The organism is Nonomuraea sp. LPB2021202275-12-8 (genome assembly GCF_037044575.1).
Taxonomy (GTDB): Bacteria; Actinomycetota; Actinomycetes; order Streptosporangiales; family Streptosporangiaceae; genus Nonomuraea.
This window is the reverse complement of record NZ_JBAHWD010000002.1, coordinates 111,108-129,696: the sequence shown is the minus strand read 5'-3', so window position 1 is coordinate 129,696 and position 18,589 is coordinate 111,108. Positions and strand designations below refer to the sequence as shown.

The window sequence follows — 18,589 nt, the reverse complement described above, 5'->3', positions numbered from 1 at the left end:
GTCGTATGAACAGGGGTCTACCGGGCGGGAGCCTCCCATGCGAGTCGCCAGGTGACCGGTCCCACGACGCCGTCGTCGTCGACGCCCCGCTCGCGCTGGAAGTCGCGGCACACCTCACGCGATCGGCTGCCGTAGGCGCCGTCGGCGTCGATCTCCCATCCGCGGGCGGCCATCTGCGTCTGCCAGGTGCGCACGTCCTCGCCGCGCATCACGGGCGGGTATTTCAGCAGCCGGCCGGGGAACGGCGGCACCGACGGCGGCGTGTCGTCACCGCCGTCGGTGCCAGGGCGGGGCGCTCCCCGCCTGAGCCACGAGTACAGCGGCTCGCCGGGGCAGTCGGTCGAGAACCCGTCCCGATGCCCCTTGATCTCCTTGCCGGCGCGCCCGTTGGCGCGTACGTGGTCGACGGCGTCGAGGATGGCGTGCAGCATCGGGTCGGGCGGCTGCACCAGGCCGGAGTTGCCGACCAGGCCGAGCACGGCGTAGTGCCCGGCGTTGAGCCCGGACCCGTTGGCGGCAGGTAAGTGGTGCAACCCCCGCCCCTCGAAGACCTTCTTATGCGGACATGCCACAAATGAATAGCCAATATCGATCCAGCCATTGCCGTTCATGTGATGGCCCTGAATGGATTGCACAAGTTTGACGCACCCGGCATGGTCGGCGACGATGCCCGGATCCACCCTCCCGCCGGTGTAGTGGATTTTCACCCCTTTGGTGGAATCGAGCTGTGTGTAGTCGCCACGCGGTGACCGCGCATCCCAATCGCGCCTTATCACAAGGTCAATGGCCATACTGTGCTCCGCAACGTCGGGATTATGACAACCGAGCGTAACGCGGGATGCGCGGACAGGTCCGGAGATCAGGCTTTTTTGGTCTACGGCCGGATGATGCGCTTGTCCGTCACGATGGCGGTGATCAGATCGTGTGGTGTCACGTCGAACGCCGGATTGGCCGCCTTCGTGCCTTCAGGAGCCACTCTCGTGCCCGCGAAGGCGACGACCTCGTCGGCTCCCCTGTCCTCGATCTCGATGTCCTCGCCCGACGGGGTCGCCGGGTCGATCGTGGTCTCCGGCGCGACCACGATGAACGGCACCCCGGCCCGCCGGGCGCCGAGCGCGAGCGCGTACGAGCCGATCTTGTTGGCGGTGTCGCCGTTGGCGGCGATCCGGTCCGCGCCGATGAGCACCGCGTCCACACCTCCCCTGGACAGCAGGTACGGGCCCGCGGAGTCGGTGATGAGCCGGTGCGGCGCCCCCATCCTGGCGAGCTCCCAGGTGGTGAGCCTGGCCCCCTGCAGGAGCGGGCGGGTCTCGAGCGCCAGCACCTCGGCCAGCCGCCCGCGCTCGTGCAGCGTCTGCACGACGCCGAGCGCGGTGCCCCGCTCGACGGCGGCGAGCCCGCCGGTGTTGCACACGGTCATGATCCGCAGCCGGTCGCCCTGGAGCAGGTCCGCGCCGCGCTCGCCCATGGCATGGCAGGCGGCGATGTCGTCGTCCCTGATCCGCAGCGCCGCCTCCAGCACGGCCCGGGGGCCCTCGCCGAGGCAAGCGGCGGCCTGGTCGACGCCCCAGGCCAGGTTGACGGCGGTCGGCCTGGCGGCCCGCAACCTGGCGATGGCGTCGCGGTCGTCCCCCGCGAGCACCACGCCGAGCGCTCCGGCCACGCCCAGCGCGGGCGCGCCGCGCACGGCCAGCCGCCGGATAGCGTCGACGAGCTCGTCCACGGTGTGCAGGCGCAGCATCACGCACTCGCCGGGCAATCTGGTCTGGTCGACGAGCTCGACGGCGCCGTCCACCCAGTCGATGGTCCTCACGACCGAACGCTATCCCTCGGCGAGCACGATGACGGAGTCCCGCTCGGTCAGGGTGAGCGGCTCCCTCTTCGAGGGGTTGAGCACGATGCCGTAGTGCGGTGGCGTGTTGAGGCCGGAGGCGTCGCGGTAGCCGATCGCGGTCTCGCCCCTGCGCCGGGCGGCCTCGACGACCGTGGAGAAGGCGATCGGCGTGCCCGTGATGACGTAGGAGGCGGCGGGGCGGGGATAGATCTCCGAGCCGCGGGAGTCGAAGAGGACGCGGAAGACGTCCTCCAGGTGCCGGTTCGTGGCGAGCTGGGCGAGCAGCAGGCCGATCACGGTGTCGCTGATGACGATGTCGTCGGCCTCGGTGACCTCGGCCAGGGCGCGGTTGTTCTCGTCGTGCATCTCGCTGACGATCGAGTAGTGCTCGCCCAGGACGCTCTGCATGTCGCGCAGTTGCAGCAGCGTCATGAGCGTGCGGGTGTCGGCGTGGTGCGGCGTGAACCGGTCGTCTGACAGCACGATGACGTGCTGGTAGAGGCCGATGCCGAGCGCTTCGAGCGCGTACCTGTCGGTGGTGTCGCAGTCCTTGACGTTGACGGTGAGGTGACGCAGGCCGTCGAGGCCGGTCCCGGCCTTGGGGTGGTCGGCGGCGATCTCCAGCACCGAGCCGGGGGCGACGTAGCCGTCCAGGTAGCGGACGATCTGGGCGGCCCGGCTGTTCCAGTTGAGCAGCAGCGTGCGCTCCGGCATGGGGCCGGCGACCGTCGCGGCGGCGATCGCGTCCTCGTCCACGGCGGCGGCCTTCTCGGCGAGGTGGATCCGCGAGTCGTCGTGGGCGATGACGATGACCTGGTCGTCGCCGGTGACGGTGGTGTCCATGGGCGGGTTGAGCACGACGCCCGACGGCCTGCGCAGGCCGATGACAGTGGCGGTCTCGTAGGCGTGCAGCGCCTCGCCGTAGGTGTGCCCGGCCACCTCGGCGCCGGCGCGCAGGTAGATCTCGTCGTCGTCGAAGTTCAGCAGGTCCATGCAGACCACGGACATGCCCGACTGCCGGGAGGACTGCACGATGAGTTTGGAGGCGGTCTCGTCGGAGTCGACCAGGTGCACGTCCGCGCCCCCGGCCAGGCGGGCGGCGGCGAGGTTGCGGGTGGCGGCGATGGCCGCCACCACCGGCGGGTGCACGCCGTCGCGCTTGGCCAGCGCGAGGAGGATCTTGATGACGTGCGCGTCGGGATCCTCGCCCTCGGGCGACAGCACGACGATGGACCTGGCGGCTGCGAGGTTCAGGAGCGCGAGGTCGTGCGGCTGTGTGGCCGACCCGGTGCGGCAGACCAGGCGGGTCCTGCCCAGGTCGCCGACGTGCTCGCGGATCTCCTCCTCCATGGCGAGTTTGTCGCGCTCCGCCAGCACGGCGACCACCGCTCTGGACTGGCTGGCGTGCGCCTTCGCCAGCTCGGCCACGATCGTGAACACCTGGTCGGACCAGCCCAGCACCACCGTGTGACCGGTCTCGGCAATCTGGGATCGCCCTCTGCGCAGCCGGTCGACCTTCTCCTTCAGCCCGTTGGACAGCAGGCCGACGAGCATGCTGACGACGAAGAGGCCGCCGAGCGACCCGGCGAGCATCACCCCCAGGTAGGCCGCGGAGCCGTCGTCGCTGGCGACCTTGCCGGGGGAGAGCGCGTGCATGAGCGTGACCCAGAGCACGTGCCCCGGCCCGCCGGTCCCCTCCGGCTCGCCGGGAGCGAGCCAGAGCGTGAGCCCGGCGACCACCACGATGAGCCCCACCGACACGACGGCCAGCCAGCCGACCAGAGAGGTGGTCCCTCGGGACATCGTGTTGTCGAACCAGTACCGCATGCGCTCGCGGAACGTAACCCCAGCCACCCCGATACCTCCAAAATGAAGCAATTTGATCAACTAGACAAGGTATCGACCTATCTGTCCCGCCGCATGAAGACCGATAACGTAGCCGCCATGGTGACCCCTCTGACACCGGACGACCCGGCCGCGCTGGGCGGCCACCGCCTGGCCGGACGTCTCGGCGAGGGCGGGCAGGGCGTGGTCTACCTCGCGCACACGCAGGCCGGCGAGCCGGTCGCGATCAAGCTGCTGAGCACCGGCGACCGCGAGACCCGTGCCCGGCTGGCGCGGGAGCTCGAAGCGCTGGAGAGCATCGCGTCCTTCTGTACGGCGCGGGTGCTGCACGCCTCGACCGACGGGCCGCGCCCGTACGTGATCAGCGAGTTCATCGACGGTCCTTCGCTGGCCCACCGGGTGCGCGACCGCGGCCCGCTGGCGGGCGGCGAGCTGGAGCGGGTGATGGTCGGCACCGCCACGGCGCTGGCGGCCATCCACGCGGCGGGGATCGTGCACCGCGACTTCAAGCCCGGAAACGTGCTGCTCGGGCCCGACGGCCCGCGCGTGGTGGACTTCGGCATCGCCAGGGCCGAGGGAGCGGCGACGATGACCTCCGGGCTGATCGGCACGCCGGCCTACCTGTCTCCCGAGCAGATCAGCGGGACGCCCGCCTCTCCGGCCTCGGACGTGTTCGCGTGGGCGGCGACGATGGTGTTCGCGGCGACGGGGATCAGCCCGTTCGGCGCGGACACGGTCCCCGCGGTGCTGCACCGGGTGCTCCACTCCGATCCCGACCTGTCGCCGATGCCGCCGCGGCTGCGCGCGGTGCTGGCCGACTGCCTGACCAAGGACCCCTCACGCCGCCCCACGGCCAGGGACCTGATGGGCATCCTGGTCGGCCCGAACACCCCGCCCCGGGCGGGGTCCTCACCCGCAGGAGGCCCTCCGCGGCCCACCGGCCCGAACGGCGCCTCCTCCCAGCCCTCGGGGCTCTCCACTCCCGGCGGCGTGCCGCATCCGGGAACGGCTTCCGGCGACGCCCACCACACCGGCCCGCCGGGCCCGGCGCACACCACGGGCGTGCCGCGGCGGCGTTCCCGTGGCGTGCTGATCGGCTCGCTGGCCGTGGTGGTGGTGCTGTTGGTGGGCGGCGGCGCCCTGCTCTGGCTGAACGGCACCCCCTCCCTCCTGTCCACGCGATCCACCACGGCCCCTCCCACGCCGACCACAGGCGCGGGCACGGGCACGGGCACGGCGTCCTCTCCTCCGCAGACGCCCGCCACGGAGACCAGCCCGGAGACCAGCCCCGAGACCAGCCCCGAGACCAGCCCGGCGCAGGTGCCGACCTCGAAGGAGAGCGCGGCCGCGGGCGGGCTCAAGGTCCCGGCGGCGTTCGCCGGCACCTGGTCGGGCAAGGCTGACGGCAAGATGATGGACAAGGAGTTCAAGGACGAGGCCGTGACGATCACTCTGCGGCAGGGCGCGGGCACGGGCGTGTGGGAATCCCCCGGTGAGGACCCCGGCTGCTCGAAGGGCACGCTTACGCTGACCAGGGTGAGCGGCTCCACGCTGTCCTTCGACCTGACCGGCCTCGGCGGCCTGTGTGCCGTCCTCGACAGCGCGGGAGGCATCCGGGTCTCCCTCGAGCGCAAGGACGAGGGCCGGGCCGAGTACGAGCTGACCATGTTCGGCGGGACCAGCGAAGGAGAGCTGACCAAGTCAGGCTGATCCCGCAAATCCTTCGACACCATGCCCAGCCAACTGTGATCATTGGAGAATGTCTGTGATTAGGGAGGTGCCGTTCCCCGGCCAGGAGTCCGCCGAGCTCCCGATGAACATCTGGATCGACGACTCCGACTCCGCCATCGACGTCATCGACGCGCTGGCGCTGTCGCCGTTCGCCACCGGCGTGCAGCCCTGGTCCCGCCTCGCCAGCCTGGAGCGGGTCCGCCCGGAGGCGCCGCTGCGTCCCGCGCACGGCCGCGTCGTGCGGACCGCGCAGATCGAGGACGGCTCGGAGTCGCGGCTGATCTGCGGCGACGGCTGGACCCTGCGCGTCATCCGGCACCGCAACCGCGCGGCGACGGTCAGCGTCACGGCGATCAGCGAGGAGCTGGCCCGCTCGGTGCTCAAGGAGAGCCTGGAGGGGGCGGAGGAGCCGGATCCGGAGACCGACCACGTCGACATGGGCTTCTGGTGGCGTGGCTCGCACGGCGGCACCCGGTCGGAGAAGCCGATCACCGCGCAGCCCTGGCCCAACATCAGCGGCAACTACTCCGCGAGCGTGCGCGGCTCGCTCGACGACCTGATGGCCGTCACCCCGGCCGATGTGAACGGCCGCCTCATCCTGCTGCACGGTCCTCCCGGCACCGGCAAGACGACGGTGTTGCGCACGCTGGCCAAGCAGTGGCAGGACTGGTGCCAGGTCGACTGCGTGCTCGACCCTGAGCGCCTGTTCGACGAGCCCGGCTACCTGATGGAGGTGGCGGTGGGCTACGACAACGACGAGGACGACAAGCAGCGCTGGCGGCTGCTCGTGCTGGAGGACTGCGACGAGCTGATCAGCTCGTCGGCGAAGTCCCAGACGGGGCAGGGCCTGTCGCGCCTGCTGAACCTGACGGACGGCCTGCTCGGCCAGGGCCGCGACGTGATGGTGGCGATCACCACGAACGAGGACCTGGCCCGCCTGCACCCCGCCGTCGTGCGCCCGGGCCGCTGCCTGGCACAGCTTGAAGTCAGCGCGCTGACCAGGGAGGAGGCGGTCTCCTGGCTCGGCTCCGCCGACGGTGTCGGCCCTTCGGGCGCGACCCTGGCCGAGCTGTACGCCCTGCGCTCGGGCCGCGCGGTCACCCCGGCGTCGTCCAGCGGCGAGAACACGGGGCTCTATCTGTAGTGGTTCCCTGCCCGGGGGCGCCCCCGCGCTCCCCCGGGCAGGAGGTCCTCAGGCCAGCAGCGCGTGCAGGCGGCGGGCCTCACGGACGAAGCCGCTGGTGCCGTCGCGTCCGGCGATCTCCGCCACGCACGGCAGCGCGCCCCTGGCCCCGCTCCACCGGGCGATCCGGCAGGCGAACGCCAGCGCCTGGGTGTGCGCCGTGTGCGCCCGCTCCCCCGGCCCCGGCAGGTAGACCGGCAGGAAGCCGGTCAGGATCCGCCACACGTGCTCGTGACCGCCCCGGACGGCCGCGGTCTCCAGCGTTTCGCGCATCGTGACCGGCTTGAACCAGGTCCGCCTCAGGAGCAGCGCCAGCTGGCGCCCGACCTCGGCGGCCGGCAGGTCGCCCCTGGCGGCCAGGCCGAGGAGCAGCGGCACCCCGTCGTCGGGCCGCCACTCGCGGTGCAGCAGGAAGTGGGCCACCAGCAGCGCGACGCCCTCGCCGGCCGGCCCGTCCGCGAGTGACAGGGCCTCGACGTGGGCGATCCGGACGTGCGACCCGTGCCACCGGCAGAGCAGGTGGGGCAGGTAGTGCGACGCGACGGCCTCGCGGTCGTGCGGCATCATCGCGGGCCAGCCGCCCGGGTCGTCGCCGTCGCCCTGCCAGCGTGACGGCCGCGGGTCGGACAGCAGGCGGTCGACGAGCTCCAGCCCGGTGGGCTCGATCCGGATCCCGGGGATGAGGGAGGGCTCGTGCGGGGCGCCCGGCTCCCGGTCGTCGAGATACAGGCGCGAGCCGTGGGACCAGCCGACGCGGGTCCGCGGGCGCGGCCGGCGGCTCATCCAGCCCGCCACCGTGACGCCCGCCGCGGAGGTCAGCCGCCCGGCGCGCGCCGCCACTTCGGGCGCGATCTCATGAGGCAGCCGGAGCAGCGCCTGTTGCAGGTCGGCGGGCATCGCCTCGGCGCCCGCCCGCTCGTGAGCCTCGATCCTGGCGACCAGCTCCGCCGCGTCGAGCGCGCCGGTGCCGGTGGTGGGCGTGGCCAGCAGGCCGGGCGGCGGCGTCCCGCCGCGCACGGCGGAGTGGAGCTCGGCCAGGCGGCGCAGCAGGAGCCAGTGCGGCGCGGACACCCGCGACGCTTCGGGCAGCCGGCCCTCCGCCGGTCGCGGCGCGCCGGGCCGCTCTCCGGGCGTGACGACGTGCCTGGCCATCGCCTCCGCCCACTGGCCGGGATGCTGCCATTCGCGCTCGTCATGGAGGCCTGTCGGCTCGTCCGCCAGGTCCTTCAGCGCCACCCGGAGCCCTTCGAGGTCTTCGGTGTGGAACCGCACGAACGCCGCCAGCCAGCGCTCCAGCTCCTGCCAGCCTGATCGCTCGGGCAGCCGCCGCAGGTCGGCGGGGTCGGCGATCGGCGGTGGCAGCGGCGCGGGCTCCGGCGCGGGCGGCAGCCGCTCGGGGGCGAAGTCGCCGGGCCCCTCGGCCATCCGCGTGCCGGTCGCCTCGCGGGAGGGGGTCACGCGGGCACGTCCACGGCGAGGCGGGCGGCGATCCTGGCGGCGAGCACGTGCTTGCACGGCCCGCGCGACCCGCGGTGGTCGAACCACCACTCGCACGTGCAGGTGCCCTGCTCGATCCGCACCTGCCTGACTCCGCCGGAGGTGGTGACCCGGGCGTGGTCGCCGTCGAGCCGGACCGCGCCGGAGTCGGCGAGCGCGCGTGCCGCCGTGAGGCGCGGGTTGAGCTGCGCCACCTGGTCCCTGTCGTAGGGCAGCTCCCGGTGGAAGTGGGACGCCTCGCGCAGGTCGTAGCCGACTCGGCCGGCGGTGCCGAGCTGGGTGAGCGCGGCGCGTACCCGCTCGACCGGCAGCCCTGACCGGTCGGCGAGCAGCCCGATCTCCACGGTCGGCTCGAAGTTGAGCAGCATGCCGAGCACGTCGGCGTCGCCGGCCGCCTCGTCGGTGGCCAGGTGGTCCAGGACCGCGCCCTCGCCGGAGAAGCCGCGCCACGGCTCGGGCGAGACGGCCAGCGTGTAGCGCATCCCGGGCAGCTCCAGCTCCCACGCGCCGGCCTGGTGGCCGGCGCCGGCGGCCGGGCCGTAGACGCGCAGCGCCTTGGCGAACCTGAGCAGCGGCATCAGCGTGGTGACCCGGCCGGTGCCGGACAGGCACACCGCGCCGCGCCCGGGCCCGGAGGCCAGGCGCAGGTCGCCGCCGGACGGCATGGCCCACACGGTGGAGGTGGCCTTGCGCGGCAGCGACCGCAGGAACCGCACCGCCTGCGGCCCCTTCAGCTCGGCCCGCAGGTCGAAACCGGCCGCGATCACCTGCACCTCGGCGAAGCCGCGCAGCCAGCGGGTGGGCAGCGGCACCTTCTTCTCCACGACCGCGCCGTCGAGGGTGGTGACGGTCAGCTCGTCCGGGCCCACGCCGAGGTGCAGCGGATCCCGGCCGCCCACCCTGGCCAGCGACTCGCGCAGCGGGCCGTTGACGTCGACGTTGGTGGTGCCGCGGTCGAGCACGTCGCCGTCGAGGGCGTCCACGTCGAGCCGGGCGTAGACGCCGCCGCAGGCCGAGAACGACTCGAACCTGAGCCGGCCGCCGTCGCACGTGACGACCGGGTCGCGGGTCCAGCCGGGGCGGGGCTGGTGATAACGGGTGAGGGCCACGTCCGCCACGGCCAGCAGGCCCGCGGCGGCCGGAGCGGCCTGGGTGAGCAGCCCGCTGAAGAACCTGGGATGGGTCTGAGGGCCCGACAGTGCCGTGCCGCCGGAGGTGGACAGCCCGAGCCGGCCGTCGGCGAGCACGGAGGGCCCTGCGTAGGAGTACGCCTGCACCGCTTGAGTCATGGCCCGGACGATAGTGATCACCACTGACATTCCGGGGCAGTACGTAAAACCTCCGATGCGCCAGCTGTGAGGCCGATCCACAATGAGCCTGGTGCTCACCGTCGACCTGGCCCGCGTCGCCTTCACCCGCTTCACCGTGCCCCCTGACCCGGGCGCCGCGTGGACCGGCGAGGAGCAGCCGGTCGGCTTCCCCGCGACGCAGCTCGTGGCCTCGTGGACCGCGCACACCCCTCCGGGCGCCTGGATCGAGGTGGAGCTGCAGGCCACGACCGAGTCGGGGACCCGCACCAAGTGGTACGTGATGGGCCGCTGGTCCGAGCACGGCCATCCGCGCACCTCCGTGCCCGGGCAGGGCGACGAGGACGGCGATGTGGCGGTGGACACGTTCGTGGCCCGGCGGCCCGTGGTGGCCTACCGGGTGCGGGTCACGGCGCACGGTGTCGGCGCGCGGGTGGACTGCCTGGGCGTGATGGCCTCCGCCGTGCCGCGGCGTCCGGCCGCGCCGGCGGCCTCCACCGCAGGGTCGGCCGCGGCGGGCGCGGTCCAGCTGGTGGTGCCCGCGCACTCGCAGCACGAGCACGCCGGGCACCATCCGGAGTGGGACGGCGGCGGCGCCAACTGGTGCGGCCCCGCCGCGGTCGCCATGGTGCTCGCCTTCTGGGGCCGTGGCCCCGCGCCCGCCGAGCTCGGCTGGGTGGGCGACGGCGACCCGTGCCCGGTGGTCGACCACGCGGCGCGCGGCACCTACGACACCAGCTACCAGGGCACCGGCAACTGGCCGTTCAACGTCGCCTACGCGGGGACGTACGGGCTGGCCGGCTTCGTGACCAGGCTCCGGTCGGCGGCCGAGCTGGAGCGGCTGGTACGCGCCGGCATCCCGGTGATCACCTCGCAGTCGTTCAAGGCGCACGAGCTGCCGGGCTCCGGCTACTCCACCAACGGGCACATCATGGTCGTCACCGGCTTCACCGCTGAGGGCGACATCCTCGTCAACGACCCCGCCGCGCCGGGCGACGCGCAGGTGCGCAGGGTCTATCCGCGTGCCGCGTTCGAGAATGTGTGGCTCAGAGGTTCAGGCAGCGGCGGCATCGTGTACGTCCTGCATCCGCCAGAGTTTTCCCTGCCCCCGTCAAATGGCAATTGGTGAGATATGAGTATTCGACCGATCGATGTGGCCCGCACCGACGGCGGCCCCCAGTGGGTGGAGGCCGTCGCCACGCCTGAGGGTGTGGAGGTGTGGTGGGACGAGCCGCGCCCGCACGAGGGCGGCAGGCGGTGCGTGGTGCGCCGCCTGCCCGGCGGCGAGCGCGTCGACGCCCTGCCCGCCAGCTGGAACGCGCGCAACCGGGTGATCGAGTACGGGGGCCGCTCGTGGCGTCCCCTGCCCGGTGGCGGCCTGGTCTTCACGAACTGGGCCGACCAGCGCGTCTACCGCGTCGACACCGGTGACCCGGTGCCGCTCACGCCCGCGGGGCCGGCCCGCTACGCCGACCTCTACCTGCCGCCAGGCCGCGACGAGGTGTGGGCCGTGCGGGAGACCGAAGACGTGCGCGACCTGGTGGCGATCCCCCTCGGCGGCGGCGAGGTCAGAGTGATCGTCAAGGCGCAGCACTTCGTGATGAACCCGCGCCTGTCGCCCGGCGGCACCCAGGTGGCCTGGATCGGCTGGAACCATCCGGCCATGCCGTGGGACGGCACCGAGCTCTGCGTCGCCCCGCTCGGCCCCGACGGGATCGCGGGCCCGTACGAGGTGGTCGCGGGCGGGCCGCAGGAGTCGGTCGTGCAGGCCGAGTGGCGCGACGACGACAGCCTGTACGCGGTCACGGACCCGACCGGCTGGTGGAACGTGCACGTGATCGGCACGGACGGCGCCCGCGGCCGCAACCTCACGCCGATGGAGGCGGAGTTCGGCGCCGCGCCGTGGAAGCCCGGCCTGGCCTGCCTCGCGGTGACCGGCGACCGGTTGGTCGTGGTGTACGGCACGGCGGACCGCCGTCGCCTGGGCGTCCTGGACCCCGCGAGCGGCGACCTGCGGGAGATCGGCGGCGAGGCGACCTACTGGGCCTCCACCGTGTCGGCGGCCGGCGGCAAGGTCGCGGCCGTGGCGGCCACCCCGTACACGCCTCTCGAAGTCATGCTCGTGGACCTGGAGGGCGGCGGGCGCGAGGTGGTGTCGGCGCCGAAGCCGCTGCCGGAGCGCGATCTGCTGCCCGACCCGGAGTCGGTGACGATCGAGGGCGTGCACGCGCACCTCTACCCGCCCGCCGGCGTCCGGGGCCCCTCGCCGTACGTGATCTTCGTGCACGGCGGGCCCACCGGCAGCAGCCCGGTCGTGCTCGACCTGGAGATCGCCTACTTCACCAGCAGGGGCATCGGCGTGGCCGAGGTGAACTACGGCGGCTCGACCGGCTACGGCAGGGCCTACCGGGAGCGGCTGCGCCACCAATGGGGCGTGGTCGACGTGCAGGACTCCGCCAAGGTGGCGCGCGGGCTGGTGGAGCTGGGCCGGGCCGACGCCGCCCGGATCGCCATCCGGGGCGGCAGCGCCGGCGGCTGGACGACGGTGGCGGCGCTGGTGCACAGCGACGTGTTCGCGGGCGGGGTGGCCCACTACGCGATCACCGATCCGGAGAGCTGGGCGGCCGAGACGCACGACTTCGAGTCCCGTTACCTGGACGGCCTCATCGGCCCGCTGCCGGAGACCCGCGAGCGCTACACCGACCGCTCGCCGCTGCTGAACGCCGGCCGGGCGTCGGGCCCGTGCCTCATGCTGCACGGGCTGGAGGACGCCATCGTGGACGTCGGCCAGGCCGAGCGGTTCGTCGCCGAGCTGGACAGGCACGGCAAGGAGTGGGCCTTGCTGACCTTTCCCGGAGAGCAGCACGGCTGGCGCAGGGAAGAGACCATCGTGGCGGTGCTGGAGGCCGAGCTGGCCTTCTACGGAAAGATCTTCGGGTTCGAGACGCCCGAGGTGGCACCGCTCAAGCTGGAGGGAAGCAAGTGAAGAGCGTCGCCGAGATCTGCTCGGACCTGATCAGGTTCGACACCACCAACCCGGGCTCCGGGGAGCGCCCGGCCGCCGAGTACGTGGCCACGTTGCTGGCCGAGGCGGGGCTGGAGCCGGAGGTGTTCGAGTCGGCGCCGCGCCGTACCACCGTGGTGGCCAGGATGGAGGGCGACTCCTCCGACGCGTTGCTGATCCACGGTCACCTGGACGTGGTGCCCGCCGACCCGGCCGAGTGGCGGATGCACCCGTTCTCCGGTGAGATCACCGACGGCTGCGTGTACGGCCGGGGCGCGGTCGACATGAAGGGCTCGTGCGCGATGACGCTGGCCACCGTGCTCGGCATGCGGGCGCGTGGCCTGCGGCCCAAGCGTGACGTGGTGCTGGCGTTCCTGGCGGACGAGGAGGCGACCGGCGACTACGGCTCGCGGCACGCGGTGACCGAGCACCGGGAGCTGTTCGACGGCGTGACCGAGGCGATCAGCGAGTCAGGCGGCTTCAGCGTCGCCTCCGGCGATCACCGCGTCTACCCGGTGGCCGTGGGCGAGCGCGGCACGGCCTGGATGAAGGTCACCGCGCACGGCGTGGCAGGGCACGGCTCCAGGCCCGCGGTCGACAACCCGGTCGCCACGCTGGCCCACGCCCTGTCCCGGGTGGCCGCCCACCAGTGGCCGGTGCGGCTGACCCCGTCCGTGGCGGCGCTGATCCGGAGCCTGTCGGAGATCACCGGCTCGCCGGTCGACCTGGACCGCCTGGACGAGGAGGCGGCCCGGCTCGGCGCGCTCGGCCTGCTGTTCAAGGGCCAGATCCGCAACTCGGCGAACCCGACCATGCTGAACGCCGGTTACAAGGTGAACGTGGTGCCCTCGACGGCCGAGGCGCACGTGGACGGGCGCTACCTGCCTGGCCTGCGGGAGGAGTTCCTGGAGACGATCGACGAGCTGCTCGGCCCGAAGATCACCCGGGAGTTCGTCAACCTCGAGGACGCCCCCGCCGCGCCGTACCCGTCGGCGTTCTTCGACGAGCTGGCCGGCTCGCTCGTGGCCGAGGACCCGATGGCCCGGCCGGTGCCGTACGTGATGAGCGGCGGCACGGACGCCAAGTCGTTCGCCAGGATCGGCATCGAGGGGTACGGGTTCGCGCCGCTCATGCTCCGGCCCGACCTGGACTATTTCGGCATGTTCCACGGCAAGGACGAACGGGTGCCGGTGGAGGGGCTGGAGTTCGGCACGCGGGTGCTCACCCGCCTCCTGACCTGAGTGGAACAAATCATTCCGTTCTGATAGAGTTCGGGAGGACGAACACCGAAAGAGGAGCCACCAGTCATGAGCCAGAACACCGGTTGGGACCTGCTGGACGCCTCCCACGAGGCGCTGCGCACGACCGTCGGCAACGTGCCCGCCGAAGCGTGGGGACGGCCCACGCCGTGCTCGCAGTGGAACGTCACCCAGGTGCTCCAGCACGCGGCGGGGGACCAGATCGGCTACGCCGCCTTCCTCACCGGCGAGCCCGGCCCGGACGAGAACCCGTTCGCGCCGTCGGGCACACTGGCGGGCGAGCCCCTGGCCGTGGTGGAGAACGCCATCGAGCGCTCGGCCAAGGCCTGGGCGGGCGTCGACAGGCAGGCCGCCGAGGTCTCCGTCCCGATGCCGCCGAACAAGATGACGCCGGCGCTCGGCGCGGGCGCCTGCGCGCTCGACGCGGCGGTGCACGCCTGGGACATCGCCGTCGCCACCGGTCAGCCCTCGCCGTTGACTCCGGAGCTCGCGGCGGGACTGCTCCCGGTGGCACGGCAGACCGCCGAGATCGTGCGCGGTTTCGCCTACGCCGACGCGCTGGAGCCCCAGCCGGGCGACGACGAGGTGGCGCAGCTCCTGCGCTACCTCGGCCGCGACCCGCACTGGACCCCCACCGCCTGAGCCGGCCGCTAGGCCGTGCGGCGCAGCGTGTGCCGCACGGCCAGCCCGCCCATCACCGTCGAGGCGAGGAGGAGGATGCCCGCCTCGGTCCACTGGAAGCGCCAGAACCGCGCGGGCGGATGGTAGCGGACGGCGTAGCCGTACCCCTTGCCGAACAGGCACTCCTGCCACGCTTCGGTGTTCCTGCTGCTGCGCCCCGGGTCCACCCGGCGGGGGCAGACCTCCGCGCCCGGGCTGTCGACCTCGCGGCCCGACGGGTCCACCCAGGTCGCGCTGACCAGCCGCGCGTCCGGATCGCCGAGCTCCACGGCGCCCGACAGCACCACCCGCTCCGGGGCCGCGTAGTGGTCGCTCAGCGCGAACAGCGTGAACATGGTCACCGCCACCCCGGCCACGACCAGCGCCATCGCGGGCAGCGTGCGCCTGAACAGGGCCCCGGCCAGGGTCCCGAACGCGAACGCGTACAGCCACCACGCCGCCGGCGCCACCCCGACCATGTTGAACACGCCGACGTTGCCGAACGACGAGTCGATCCCGGCGCGGAACACCGGCCGCCAGAGGCTGATCATCAGCGACAGCAGCAGCCCTCCGGCGACCACGGCGCCGCCGAGCACGACCAGCTTGACCGCCAGCCAGCGCCATACCGGCACCGCCTGGGTCCAGGCCAGCCGGTGCGTGCCTCGCTCATACTCCCTGCCGAGCAGCGGCGCCCCCCAGAACGCGCCGACCAGCGCGGGCAGCACCAGCGGCATCCAGCCGAACACCGAGTAGACCGCGTCGTACCGCTCCCCCAGCGCCACCTCCAGCGGCGCGCACGCGGGCGCGGCACCCGGGCAGCCGGGCGGGGCGTGGCCGGCGACGTACAGCGCGGCCTCGATCGCGGAGCCGAGCAGCAGCAGCCCGAGCACGGCCAGGAAGGCGGCGGTGAGCAGGATCTGCGCCCGGTGCTGGCGCCAGGTGAGCCAGATCATCGGCGCACCCCCGCGAGGCTCGGCAGTGCGGCCGACTCGGGGCTGCGCAGATAGCCCATGACGAGCTCGTCCAGCCCCGGCCGCCGCGCGTGCCATCGCGGGTCCAGCACGGGCTCTCCCCTGACCAGCAGGCTCGCCTGCCTGCCGGTGCGGCTCGCGGAGACGACGTGGCTCCGGTCCATCAGCTCGCCGGCCGGCTCCGCCGGTCCCGTCAGCACGAGATGCCCGGCCAGCAGCTCCTCGATGTCTCCGCTGACCTGCAGCCGGCCGCCGTGCAGCACGACGAGCCAGTCACAGGTGTCCTCCAGATCGGAGACCACGTGCGACGACAGCAGCACGCTCAGCCCGTGCTCCGCCACCTCCGCCATGATCGCCCGCATCACGTCGTGCCTGGCCACCGGGTCCAGGTTGGCGAGCGGCTCGTCCAGCACGAGCAGGTCGGGGGTCCTGGCCAGCGCGATGGTCAGCGCCACCTGCGCCTGTTGGCCTCCGGACAGCCTGCCCACCTTGCGCTCCAGCGGGATGCCCAGCCCGGCCAGCCGCTCCAGCGCCGCCCGCTCGTCCCACCGCAGGTTCGTCCGCCGTCCGAAGGCGAGCATCTCGGCGACGGTGAACGACTCGTAAAGCGGCTTGTCCTGGGCCACGAACGCGACCTGCCCCCGTACCACGACACTCCCCTTCGCGGGGGCGAGCAGCCCGACGGCGGCGTGCATGAGCGTGGTCTTGCCCGCCCCGTTCGGCCCGACCAGCGCGGCGACCCGCCCGGCCGGGACGGCCAGCGAGCAGTCCCGCAACGCCCACCCGCGCCGGTAACGCACCCCCAGCCCGGTCGCCTCCAGCACCGGCGGGCTCATGCGACGCCCTCTCTGGAGGAGTCGGACAGCACCGCGCCGAACAGCGCCCGCAGATCCTCCTCGTCCAGCCCGGCCTCCCGGGCCTGCCGCACCCACTCCTCGAGCCCGCGCCGCAGCCGGGTGTGGTCGGCCAGCGTCCCCCCGGCGAAACCTCGCTCCACGAACGTCCCGAGCCCCGGCTTGCCCGCGACAAGCCCCTCGCGCTCAAGCTCCCGATAGGCCTTGAGCACGGTGTTGGGGTTGATCGCCAGGCTCTCGACGACCTCCCGCGCGGTGGGCAGCTTGTCGCCCGGCCGCAGCGTGCCGAGCCGCAGCGCCTGTCTGACCTGATGGACGAGCTGGAGGTACGTGGACACCCCCGAGCCTCGGTCCAGCTGGAACTCGATCACCAGAACACCCTTTCACTAATTGAATAGTGAAAGGGTGTTAGATGGCGGCCGAGCTTGTCAACTCAGCTGAACTTCGTCTTCGGCCGTTCCTCACGCTCACCGTCGAGGTAGATGTCGAGCTTCTCGTTGTAGAAGGCGATCAGGCCGGCCACCCGCTCGCTCTCGGGCAGCGGGGTGCGGTACGACCAGGCGAGGTCCTCCTGCCCGTTGACCTTCCAGTATTCGGCGCTGCCCTTGTACGGGCAGTGGGTGACGGTGCCGGTGTGTTCCAGCAGGTCGAGCCGGACGTCGGTCTTCGGCAGGTAGTAGCGGGCCGGCAGGCCCGTCTCGAAGAGGATCCTGGCGTTGCGCGAGTCCGCCACCGTCACGCCGTCCACCTCCACCCGCACGTGACGCGAGCTCGGCAGGATGTCGACGCGGGTGTACGGGTCGCGCGGGTGGTGGTAGACCTCCTCGTCCTCCTCGAACCAGGCGTCCATCGCCTCCCAGTCGAAGCGCACATGCCCCCGCAACGCCTCCAGCGGCGACTCGGGGTAGGCCAGCGCCGCCTCGGGCGCCTCCACGCCCTCGGAGGTCACCGTGTAGACGACGCCCTCGCCCCTGCTCGGCGAGTGCCGGGTCGTGCCCGTCCGCTTCAACGCCGACTCCTCGAGGTCCTCCAGCGGGAAGTAGTAGACCGGATAGTAGGGAACCTCCCACACCAGCAGCGCCCGGGTGGTGTCGGCCACCACCCGGCCGCCCAGGTAGGTCCTGACGCGCTTGGCCGAGCGCTCGACACGCACCCGGCCGCGGTTCGTGGCATCCATATTCCCGCAAACCCCCACCGTCTACGCGCTATTCCATGCCGAACGCCGCCAGCGTGACCCAGGTGATGAGCGCCCCCACCGCGGCCCCCACGGCCACCTGGGCCGGAGTGTGGTGGGCCAGCCGCACCCGCGCCCAGCACACCAGCGCCACCACGGCCACGCCGGCGACCAGGGTGGGCAGGACGGGCAGCACGTGCGCCAGCACCACGACGGTCCCGGCGGAGACGGCGGCGTGGAAGGAGATCTTCCAGCGCAGCGTGACCGGGATCGTCACGGCCAGGGCGGCGAGCATCGCGGTCACGGTGGCGACCAGCAGCCTCGGCGCGCCCAGCAGGGCCAGCACCAGCAGCGCGACGACCACGGCGGCGACGGCGGCGAGCAGCGGGCCGGTCCGGCGGGCCCGGTCGACGATGTGGTGGGAGTCCAGCCGCCCCGAGCGCACGCCCACGGCGATCACCGCCGCGGGCACGCCGCCGCAGAGAGCGGAGGCCACCAGGCCCCACGCGGCTCCGGGCCAGCCCTGGGCGATCAGGCCGACGGCAGGCGGCATGGCGATCACGAGCACCTGCGGGGCCAGCAGGTCCGTCACCCTTCGCGCCACCGAATCGGCCATCATGGCACGAAAGATTACGCGATCATGAGCGTCTGCCCGGCCGCCGCGCGTCCCGTGTCTCCCCTAGGACTTGCCCGCGGCGTTGACGATGCGGGTGGTCGAGCGGTCCGGGATGGCCTCCAGCTCCCAGCACTCGGCGTCCAGCAGCGCGGCGGCCGCGCACCGGGCGCCCGCGTGCGGGTCGCCCGCCGTGTGCGCGAGCGCGCCCGGCCGCATCGGCGCGAGCAGGTCGATGTAGTCCTCGGGCCCGTGCGCGTCCGGCGGGCCTGTGACGATGAACACACCCGTCACGAACCGGAGCGCCGCCATCACCTCGGCTCGCTCAGGCGCGGGGTTGAACGGGCGCGACGGCCCCTTCCAGGCGCGCACGCGCGGATCGTCCTCGATCCCGACGATCAGCGGCAGCCCCCGGGCCGCGACGGAGCCCAGGTAGCGCACGTGGCCCACGTGCAGGATGTCGAAGACGCCGGTCACGACCGCTGCCCCCGGGTGGTCGTACGGCTGCACCCAGACGGCCTCCAGGCTGCTCACGCAGGCACTCCTCCTAGTCGACTCGTCGATCGCAGCGTACTCGGTCCGGCCGGACGGTCGTACGGGTGACCTTGGGAAAGGGCATTCCTACCTTTTCGCGATAGTCCCAGGCACCAGTGTGGC

17 protein-coding genes are annotated in these 18,589 nt (G+C 72.7%); 6 read left to right on the top strand and 11 right to left on the bottom strand.

Annotation, left to right across the window (positions count from 1 at the left end; translation table 11 throughout):
* Nucleotides 1-17: 17 nt before the first annotated feature.
* The 3 genes from V5E28_RS04390 to V5E28_RS04380 all read right to left on the bottom strand — a co-directional run bounded on the left by V5E28_RS04390 (nucleotide 18) and on the right by V5E28_RS04380 (nucleotide 3,688).
* On the bottom strand, nucleotides 18-533 hold the full coding sequence (locus V5E28_RS04390) for a peptidoglycan-binding domain-containing protein (protein ID WP_336205042.1): 516 nt from the start codon (nucleotides 531-533) through the stop codon (nucleotides 18-20).
* A gap of 341 nt (nucleotides 534-874) precedes the next feature.
* Nucleotides 875-1,813, bottom strand: coding sequence for an S-methyl-5-thioribose-1-phosphate isomerase (gene mtnA / locus V5E28_RS04385; RefSeq protein ID WP_336205041.1), 939 nt, complete (start codon nucleotides 1,811-1,813; stop codon nucleotides 875-877).
* Between the two features lie 9 nt (nucleotides 1,814-1,822).
* Nucleotides 1,823-3,688: a CASTOR/POLLUX-related putative ion channel gene (locus V5E28_RS04380; protein WP_442945767.1), complete on the bottom strand. Its 1,866-nt coding sequence runs from the start codon at nucleotides 3,686-3,688 to the stop codon at nucleotides 1,823-1,825.
* Between the two features lie 90 nt (nucleotides 3,689-3,778).
* On the opposite strand from V5E28_RS04380, the gene V5E28_RS04375 reads away from it, so the two are divergent.
* On the top strand, nucleotides 3,779-5,389 hold the full coding sequence (locus tag V5E28_RS04375) for a serine/threonine protein kinase (protein ID WP_336205039.1): 1,611 nt from the start codon (nucleotides 3,779-3,781) through the stop codon (nucleotides 5,387-5,389).
* A gap of 49 nt (nucleotides 5,390-5,438) precedes the next feature.
* Entirely contained in the window at nucleotides 5,439-6,554 is a 1,116-nt protein-coding gene (locus V5E28_RS04370) for a DUF5925 domain-containing protein (protein WP_336205038.1), read from the top strand.
* Nucleotides 6,555-6,602: 48 nt separating this feature from the next.
* Here the strand turns inward: V5E28_RS04370 and V5E28_RS04365 are convergent, their stop codons facing one another.
* Together V5E28_RS04365 and V5E28_RS04360 are read right to left on the bottom strand one after the other, a co-directional pair.
* On the bottom strand, nucleotides 6,603-8,051 hold the full coding sequence (locus V5E28_RS04365; protein ID WP_336205037.1) for a hypothetical protein: 1,449 nt from the start codon (nucleotides 8,049-8,051) through the stop codon (nucleotides 6,603-6,605).
* A complete protein-coding gene (locus V5E28_RS04360; RefSeq protein WP_336205036.1) occupies nucleotides 8,048-9,379 on the bottom strand; it encodes an SWIM zinc finger family protein in 1,332 nt (443 codons plus the stop codon). The genes V5E28_RS04365 and V5E28_RS04360 overlap by 4 nt, the downstream gene beginning before the upstream one ends.
* Before the next feature lie 82 nt (nucleotides 9,380-9,461).
* Here V5E28_RS04360 and V5E28_RS04355 point away from each other — a divergent pair, with 82 nt between their 5' ends.
* The 4 genes from V5E28_RS04355 (at nucleotide 9,462) to V5E28_RS04340 (ending at nucleotide 14,302) form a co-directional block, all read left to right on the top strand.
* Nucleotides 9,462-10,526 (top strand): peptidase C39 family protein, encoded by a 1,065-nt coding sequence (locus V5E28_RS04355; protein ID WP_336205035.1) that lies wholly within the window; start codon nucleotides 9,462-9,464, stop codon nucleotides 10,524-10,526.
* 3 nt (nucleotides 10,527-10,529) lie between these two features.
* Complete coding sequence (locus V5E28_RS04350) at nucleotides 10,530-12,383, top strand: S9 family peptidase (RefSeq protein ID WP_336205034.1); 1,854 nt, start codon at nucleotides 10,530-10,532, stop codon at nucleotides 12,381-12,383.
* The gene (locus tag V5E28_RS04345; RefSeq protein WP_336205033.1) at nucleotides 12,380-13,642 is read left to right on the top strand and encodes a M20/M25/M40 family metallo-hydrolase; all 1,263 of its coding nucleotides are present in this window, start codon (nucleotides 12,380-12,382) and stop codon (nucleotides 13,640-13,642) included. The genes V5E28_RS04350 and V5E28_RS04345 overlap by 4 nt, the downstream gene beginning before the upstream one ends.
* Nucleotides 13,643-13,708: 66 nt before the next feature.
* Nucleotides 13,709-14,302 (top strand): TIGR03086 family metal-binding protein, encoded by a 594-nt coding sequence (locus tag V5E28_RS04340; protein WP_336205032.1) that lies wholly within the window; start codon nucleotides 13,709-13,711, stop codon nucleotides 14,300-14,302.
* Between the two features lie 8 nt (nucleotides 14,303-14,310).
* On the opposite strand, the gene V5E28_RS04335 is transcribed toward V5E28_RS04340, so the two are convergent.
* The 6 genes from V5E28_RS04335 to V5E28_RS04310 all read right to left on the bottom strand — a co-directional run bounded on the left by V5E28_RS04335 (nucleotide 14,311) and on the right by V5E28_RS04310 (nucleotide 18,466).
* Complete coding sequence (locus tag V5E28_RS04335; RefSeq protein ID WP_336205031.1) at nucleotides 14,311-15,273, bottom strand: ABC transporter permease; 963 nt, start codon at nucleotides 15,271-15,273, stop codon at nucleotides 14,311-14,313.
* Nucleotides 15,270-16,127, bottom strand: coding sequence for an ATP-binding cassette domain-containing protein (locus tag V5E28_RS04330; protein WP_336205030.1), 858 nt, complete (start codon nucleotides 16,125-16,127; stop codon nucleotides 15,270-15,272). Before V5E28_RS04330 ends, V5E28_RS04335 begins: the two co-directional genes overlap by 4 nt.
* Entirely contained in the window at nucleotides 16,124-16,516 is a 393-nt protein-coding gene (locus tag V5E28_RS04325) for a GntR family transcriptional regulator (protein ID WP_336205029.1), read from the bottom strand. Before V5E28_RS04325 ends, V5E28_RS04330 begins: the two co-directional genes overlap by 4 nt.
* A gap of 62 nt (nucleotides 16,517-16,578) precedes the next feature.
* Nucleotides 16,579-17,322, bottom strand: a complete 744-nt coding sequence (locus tag V5E28_RS04320) for a DUF427 domain-containing protein (RefSeq protein ID WP_336205028.1) — start codon at nucleotides 17,320-17,322, stop codon at nucleotides 16,579-16,581.
* Between the two features lie 28 nt (nucleotides 17,323-17,350).
* Nucleotides 17,351-17,938 (bottom strand): hypothetical protein, encoded by a 588-nt coding sequence (locus V5E28_RS04315; protein ID WP_336205027.1) that lies wholly within the window; start codon nucleotides 17,936-17,938, stop codon nucleotides 17,351-17,353.
* Between the two features lie 60 nt (nucleotides 17,939-17,998).
* Complete coding sequence (locus tag V5E28_RS04310) at nucleotides 17,999-18,466, bottom strand: adenylyltransferase/cytidyltransferase family protein (protein ID WP_336205026.1); 468 nt, start codon at nucleotides 18,464-18,466, stop codon at nucleotides 17,999-18,001.
* Between the last annotated feature and the right edge of the window lie 123 nt (nucleotides 18,467-18,589).

Coding starts and splice junctions, on each gene's coding strand:
- V5E28_RS04375 (WP_336205039.1), top strand. CDS start 3,779: ATGGTGACCCCTCTGACACCGGACGACCCGGCCGCGCTGGGCGGCCAC.
- V5E28_RS04370 (WP_336205038.1), top strand. CDS start 5,439: ATGTCTGTGATTAGGGAGGTGCCGTTCCCCGGCCAGGAGTCCGCCGAG.
- V5E28_RS04360 (WP_336205036.1), bottom strand. CDS start 9,379: ATGACTCAAGCGGTGCAGGCGTACTCCTACGCAGGGCCCTCCGTGCTC.
- V5E28_RS04355 (WP_336205035.1), top strand. CDS start 9,462: ATGAGCCTGGTGCTCACCGTCGACCTGGCCCGCGTCGCCTTCACCCGC.
- V5E28_RS04350 (WP_336205034.1), top strand. CDS start 10,530: ATGAGTATTCGACCGATCGATGTGGCCCGCACCGACGGCGGCCCCCAG.
- V5E28_RS04340 (WP_336205032.1), top strand. CDS start 13,709: ATGAGCCAGAACACCGGTTGGGACCTGCTGGACGCCTCCCACGAGGCG.
- V5E28_RS04335 (WP_336205031.1), bottom strand. CDS start 15,273: ATGATCTGGCTCACCTGGCGCCAGCACCGGGCGCAGATCCTGCTCACC.
- V5E28_RS04330 (WP_336205030.1), bottom strand. CDS start 16,127: ATGAGCCCGCCGGTGCTGGAGGCGACCGGGCTGGGGGTGCGTTACCGG.
- V5E28_RS04320 (WP_336205028.1), bottom strand. CDS start 17,322: ATGGATGCCACGAACCGCGGCCGGGTGCGTGTCGAGCGCTCGGCCAAG.
- V5E28_RS04315 (WP_336205027.1), bottom strand. CDS start 17,938: ATGATGGCCGATTCGGTGGCGCGAAGGGTGACGGACCTGCTGGCCCCG.